The sequence below is a fragment of the Pelotomaculum sp. PtaB.Bin117 genome (assembly GCF_002067195.1).
GTDB classification, from domain to species: Bacteria; Bacillota; Desulfotomaculia; order Desulfotomaculales; family Pelotomaculaceae; genus Pelotomaculum_D; species Pelotomaculum_D terephthalicicum.
This window is the reverse complement of sequence record NZ_MVQM01000061.1, coordinates 1-6,052: the sequence shown is the minus strand read 5'-3', so window position 1 is coordinate 6,052 and position 6,052 is coordinate 1. Positions and strand designations below refer to the sequence as shown.

Sequence of the window (6,052 nt, the reverse complement as noted above, 5' to 3'; positions counted from 1 at the left end):
ATTCGGAATTAATAAAAACATTGCTTTCTCTCAGAGAAGCTGGTGAAGATGCAGCTCTGGCAACAGTTATCCGGGTAACGGGCTCCACCCCGCGGAATGCCGGTGCTAAGATGCTGGTACTCAAGGACGGACGGGTTTACGGGACCATCGGCGGCGGATGCGGGGAAGCTGAAATTAAAAGAGAGGCCCTTGACGTACTGAATCTTAAAGTTTCAAAAAAACACAGGCTGGATCTGACAAACGACGTTGCCGCCGGGGAGGGTATGGTCTGCGGAGGTACAATGGAAGTCTTTATTGATTTCCTCAGCTGCGAGGATAACGAGTCCAGGCTGGTTTTATTGGCCTATCTTGCCTCTTTGCAAAAAAAAGAACCTCTCCTACTGGTAACAATAACTGACATTGATGAAGGAAAAAAGCAGCTTTTAGGACGGAAAATGGCCTTTTTACCGGCAGACAATGAGGCCGGGGAATTGGGGGCATTAGAAATAACAGAACAAGCCCGCATTCTTGCCGGACAGTTCCGGACGGCGAGGGAACCCGGGCTGATCACTCTTACCGCCGAAGCAACGCAAAACAAGATAGAAAAACTAGAGTTGTTATTTGAGCAGGGTATTGTGACACCTCAAATATTAATTTTAGGAGGGGGGCATATTGCCGGGCCGCTGGTAAAAATGGCCGCCATACTTGGTTATAATACCACTGTTGTTGATGATCGGCCCTCTTTTGCCAACATGGCTCGCTTTCCTGAAGCAGGACAAGTAATCTGCACTGGTTTCGAATACTATTTAAAAACCCTGGAAACTGGTGATGACACCTTTATTGTGATTATAACCAGGGGACACACGCATGACCTGGGGTGCCTCCGTGAAGTGATCAACAAGCCCGTAGCATACATTGGCATGATCGGCAGCCGCAGAAAAATAATGGGAGTTATGACACAACTAGAATCAGAAGGAATTTCTATTGAGCGATTGAAAGAGGTTTTTGCGCCAATTGGCCTGGATATAGGCGCTGAGACGCCGGAAGAGATCGCCTTAAGCATCCTCGCTGAGATTGTTAATGTATGGCGCGAAGGGAAGTTAATTAAAAACAAATTTTTTAAAGTAAAAAACTGAATACTTCTACGTATTACTATTATATTTAAATACTGATATGGTTCCGTTTTACAATCGAAAGATGAGAAGCCACAATACCATAGGGTATGTTTCTAATCTCGAAGCTTTTAAATGTTGACAGAAAACATTGTAAATATTAAAATTTCTGTAAATGCATGTACTAAAAAATGTTTAAGAAATGAGGTTTTGGCATTTTGATTGCGGGGGTGGTGCTGGCTGCTGGTGCATCGTCCCGTTTGGGTGTACCAAAACAACTGCTTGCCTATCGAGGAAGACCGATAATCGCTCATGTCGTTGAAAACCTGCTCATGTCGCAGTTGGATGAGGTTATTGTTGTCCTAGGCAGCCGGGCTGAACAGGTGATGGAGGTGCTGGCTGGATATTCTATCAGGATTATAAATAACCATGAATTTGCCGCAGGTCAAAGCACCTCGCTGAAGGCCGGTATAATGTCGCTAAGTAGCGCCACGCGGGCTGCGCTGTTTGCCTTGGGAGACCAGCCGCTGGTGAGCGTGCAGACAATTAATCTGCTTATCCACTATTACTGGTTAACCGGGGGAATTGTAGCTCCTTATTTTAAAGGTAAAAGGGGGAACCCGGTTTTATTTGACAGGGATTTTTTTGGAGAGATGTCCTTCCTTTCGGGTGACGTTGGCGCAAGGGAAGTTATCCGCAGACATTCTAAAAGCCTGGTTAGGGTGGATGTTGAGGACAGCGGGGTTGTTTTTGACGTGGATACATGGGGTGATTATCATGATTTGGTAACTGGTTGGGAAAGATGATGCGTATGATACTGATTATTTCTGCTTAATAATCATCGAAGGGGGCGTGAAATTGTCTGCGCCTGTGATAGATTTTCATATTCATCCGGTTTATTACGAGAAGTACACCCCGTCGGCGGAGGAGTTTGTAAAAAATAATCATAACGTGGAGGATTGGCCGGCTTTTGTAAAAAAATATAGTGACGCTGATGAGTTTACCTCGTATCTGACTGACAACGGAGTGGATTTCGGAATTGTGCTGGCGGAGTTGAGTCCGATAACCACCGGGATTTGCACTAATGAATACGTGTCTGAATTTTGCCGGGGGCGGGACCGCCTGATTCCGTTTGCCTGTGTTAATCCTTACATGGTAAACGATGCCGGCGGGGAAGTGGAGAGGCTGGTCAAAGAAATGGGTTTCCGGGGGTTAAAGCTTTACCCTACCTATAATTATTTTTACCCGAATGAATCGCTGGTTTACCCAATCTATGCCAAGGCTGAGGAGCTTGGCATACCGGTGATGCTGCACACGGGTTCTTCAGTTTTTCAAGGGGCCAGGCTTAAATACGGTGACCCGCTGTTTTTTGATGATGTGGCGATTGACTTCCCCGCTCTTACCTTGCTGATGACCCATTGCGGACGGGGCTTGTGGTACAATAAGGCCTACTTTCTTTCCCGCCTGCATAAAAACCTTTATATGGAAGTGACCGGATTGCCCCCACAGAAACTGCTGGAGTATTTTCCCGAATTGGAGCGCAATGCCGATAAGGTGATATTCGGTTCGGACTGGCCCGCCGTGGCCAGCATCAAGTCCAACATTGAAGCTGTCAGGGCGCTCCCTTTAAAGGAAGAAACCAAGGAAAAAATCCTGGGCGGGAACGCCGCCCGGCTGCTAAAGATGACAGAATGGTGATAAACTATGACCTTTGAAATATAAATTAGCGGTGATTTTGACCTAATTCAAAGAGCGAGTGAGCCTGAGGATATAAATAGCAATCCCGTATCACTTTGATAGTGATACGGGATCTCTTTTTGAATCATTATGGGATTAGCGTTTTGCTGGTTGCCTTTTGACACAGGTAGGAGTCTTCAGGGCAGCCCCTACTATTTTGTTTACAATAAACTGTCTGTGATGGTATATTGATTAATGTTGATTGAATATAGTTAATTGGGCAAAACCGGGAGGTTAAGGATGATAATAAAAGCTAAACCGATGTCGGTGTTAAAAGAGGAAGCGGTGCGGCTGCATAAGAAAAACCGGGGTAAAATATCTGTGGAAAGCAAGGTGCCGGTAAAAGACGAGTATGACCTTTCCCTTGCTTATACGCCGGGTGTGGCGGAACCGTGCCGGTTGATTCACGAGAAAAGGGATTTGGTTTATGAATATACGGGAAAAGGCAATCTAGTAGCGGTGGTTACCGACGGTACCGCCGTGCTCGGGCTGGGGAATCTCGGCCCGGAAGCGGCTCTGCCGGTAATGGAAGGGAAAGCCGTGCTGTTTAAAAAGTTTGCCGGTGTTGACGCTTTTCCCATTTGCGTCGGTACAACCGATGCCGCTCAGATCGTCGAGTTTGTGAAATTGCTCGCGCCTGCCTTCGGCGGCGTCAACCTGGAGGATATCGCCGCTCCGGCTTGCTTTGAAGTCGAACAAAGGCTGAAGGCTGAAACAGACATACCGATTTTTCACGATGACCAGCATGGCACGGCGGTGGTAGTGACTGCCGGCTTAATTAACGCGCTCAAGCTGGTAGGCAAAAAGCCCGAACAGATAACAGTGGTGATTAATGGCGCCGGCGCTGCGGCGATAGCCGTTGCCCGCCTGCTGCACAGCCTGGGTGTGCCGGTGATAAAAATGTGCGACAGCAAAGGGGCGATTTATCCCGGCCGCCGGGACGGGATGAATAAGCACAAGGAAGAAATTGCTTTGCTGGCGAACCGGCAGGGCAGTTCCGGCGCACTGGCCGATCTGCTGGCGGGCGCTGATGTATTTATTGGGTTGTCGAAAGGCGGGCAGCTGAATAGTCCGATGGTTTCCACCATGAGCTCCGGTCCCATAATATTTGCGCTGGCTAATCCGGAGCCGGAAATTTATCCGGAAGAGGCTTTGGCTGCGGGCGCTGCCGTTGTGGCTACCGGCCGGTCGGATTTTTTTAACCAGGTTAACAATGTCCTCGCTTTTCCCGGTATATTCAGGGGCGCCCTGGATGTGCGCGCCAGTGACATCAATGAAGCGATGAAGGTTGCCGCGGCGCGGGCGATTGCCGGCACGGTGGCGGAAGAAGAGCTGTGCCGCGAATATATTATTCCCAAACCGTTTGACTCGCGGGTTGCGCCGGCAGTGGCAGAGGCGGTGGCAAGGGCGGCGCATAACAGCGGAGTATCCAGGGTGGATATGGACCCTGTGGATGTGGCTGAAAGAACCAGGATGCTGTTGAAACTGCAGAACAACGTCTGATTAACAAGGAAAGGCAAGAGGGGACAGCAGGAGGCAAGGGGGACGGTTCTCTTTGTCTCACCCTTTCTTTGGTGAGACAAAGAGAACCGTCCCCCTTGCCTCCCCGGTATGGATAATAATGGGGGTGTTATGCATGGCGGCGCGGAAAATAATCGTCGCGATCACCGGCGCCACTGGTGCGATATATGGTATTAGACTGCTGGAGGCTCTTAAAGAATGTCCGGATGTGGAAACTCACCTTATCTTGAGCAACTGGGCGGAGAAAACCATCGCGTTGGAGACGAACCGTTCGGTTGAGGCAGTTCGCCAAATGGCTTGCCGCAGCTACGATCTGCTGGACATGAAAGCGCCGGTAGCCAGTGGATCGTTTCCGGTCGGCGGTATGATCGTTATTCCTTGCAGCATGAAAACGTTGGCGGCGATAGCCCATGGCCTGGCTGAAAATCTCATAATCCGGGCTGCCGACGTAATGCTGAAGGAACGGAAAAAGTTAATTCTGGTTCCGCGGGAGACCCCCTTAAGCACGATTCATATTGAAAATATGCTGACGGTAACTAAGGCCGGGGCGTGCCTGATTCCGCCCATGCCGGCATTTTACAACCATCCGGCCACCATTGATGATCTGGTCAATCACCTGATCGGGCGGGTAATGGACCAGCTTGATTTGCCTCATAACCTGTCGCGGCGCTGGTGCGGAATTAGCACTTTTTAACTAAAGCCATGGCTTATTTGTGTTATTGCTTGAAGTATAGTAGAATATTATTAAGAAGTAATTTACCTGATTAATTAGATGGTATTCTTGTAACTAAATATATTTTGTAAGTTGTTCTTTTTTTAGCCAGGTTTGGGAAATCGCTCACATGATTTCTCTTTGTCCTGGAATAGGAGGGGTGATATGCCCGCCCGCAAGCATGCGAAAAAAATTTATGAACATTTTAACAAAATACAGATGTTCCGGAAGAACTGATTCACGCCGCCGGCGCTCTCCCTATTGGCATCGTTGCTTTAGAGAGGCAAGCCGTTTCACTTTCCACGCCACATATGCAAGTCTGGTCTTGTTCCCTGATGCGATGTGCCCTGGGTATGGCCTTGGAAGGCTCATTTGATTTATTGAACGGCCTGATCATCCCGGTTATTTGTGATACCACGCGAATGGTGACAGGTATTTGGAAACAGGTAAAGCCTTATGCGTTTATGGATAACTTTTTATTGCCTAAACAGGTTGACCGGCCAAGCGCGAAAGATTATTTAATTGGAGAAATGGGCCGCTTAAAGGCGCGTCTTGAGCAATTTATGGATCGCACGATTACCGCGAGTGAGCTCTGCGCCAGTATCAGACTATACAACCATAACCGGTCGGTAATGCGTAAACTGTTTTCCCTGCACACTGAGCATCCTGAACTTTTAAGCAACAGGAATATGTACAACATTATTAAATCATCAATGTTGATGCCAAAGGAACTGCACACGAATATGATTGCGGAGCTGTGGCAGGAACTCGAAAAGAAAGTTGATGACAACAAGTCCGCCGGTAAAAAATGCCATGTGCGTTTGCTGCTGTCGGGCAAGGTCTGGGAACCTCCCGTAATCATGGATATCTTTGATGGTTTAGATATTGTTTCGGCAGGCGACGATTTTTGCACGGGTTACCGTTATATTGCAAACGATGTGCCTGAAACCGGAGAACCGCTAAGAGCATTGGCGGAACGCCAGTTTAACCG

At 48.3% G+C, this 6,052-nt stretch carries 6 protein-coding genes; all 6 read left to right on the top strand.

The window, feature by feature from the left end:
• A partial coding sequence (locus A4E54_RS03885; RefSeq protein WP_353681807.1) for an XdhC family protein occupies nt 1–1,115 on the top strand: 1,115 nt, incomplete at its 5' end.
• A gap of 194 nt (nt 1,116–1,309) precedes the next feature.
• Complete coding sequence (gene mocA, locus A4E54_RS03880) at nt 1,310–1,897, top strand: molybdenum cofactor cytidylyltransferase (RefSeq protein ID WP_286724517.1); 588 nt, start codon at nt 1,310–1,312, stop codon at nt 1,895–1,897.
• Nucleotides 1,898–1,949: 52 nt separating this feature from the next.
• On the top strand, nt 1,950–2,789 hold the full coding sequence (locus tag A4E54_RS03875; protein WP_248285774.1) for an amidohydrolase family protein: 840 nt from the start codon (nt 1,950–1,952) through the stop codon (nt 2,787–2,789).
• A gap of 279 nt (nt 2,790–3,068) precedes the next feature.
• Entirely contained in the window at nt 3,069–4,331 is a 1,263-nt protein-coding gene (locus A4E54_RS03870; protein ID WP_446676299.1) for an NAD(P)-dependent malic enzyme, read from the top strand.
• Between the two features lie 133 nt (nt 4,332–4,464).
• Nucleotides 4,465–5,043: a UbiX family flavin prenyltransferase gene (locus A4E54_RS03865; RefSeq protein ID WP_240081802.1), complete on the top strand. Its 579-nt coding sequence runs from the start codon at nt 4,465–4,467 to the stop codon at nt 5,041–5,043.
• A gap of 251 nt (nt 5,044–5,294) precedes the next feature.
• Nucleotides 5,295–6,052, top strand: a 758-nt coding sequence (locus A4E54_RS03860) for a 2-hydroxyacyl-CoA dehydratase subunit D (protein WP_353681808.1), incomplete at its 3' end; no start/stop codon positions are given.

What these genes read in the sequence shown, in the direction of transcription:
- A4E54_RS03870 (WP_446676299.1), top strand. Translation starts at nt 3,069, where the DNA reads ATGATAATAAAAGCTAAACCGATGTCGGTGTTAAAAGAGGAAGCGGTG.
- A4E54_RS03865 (WP_240081802.1), top strand. Translation starts at nt 4,465, where the DNA reads ATGGCGGCGCGGAAAATAATCGTCGCGATCACCGGCGCCACTGGTGCG.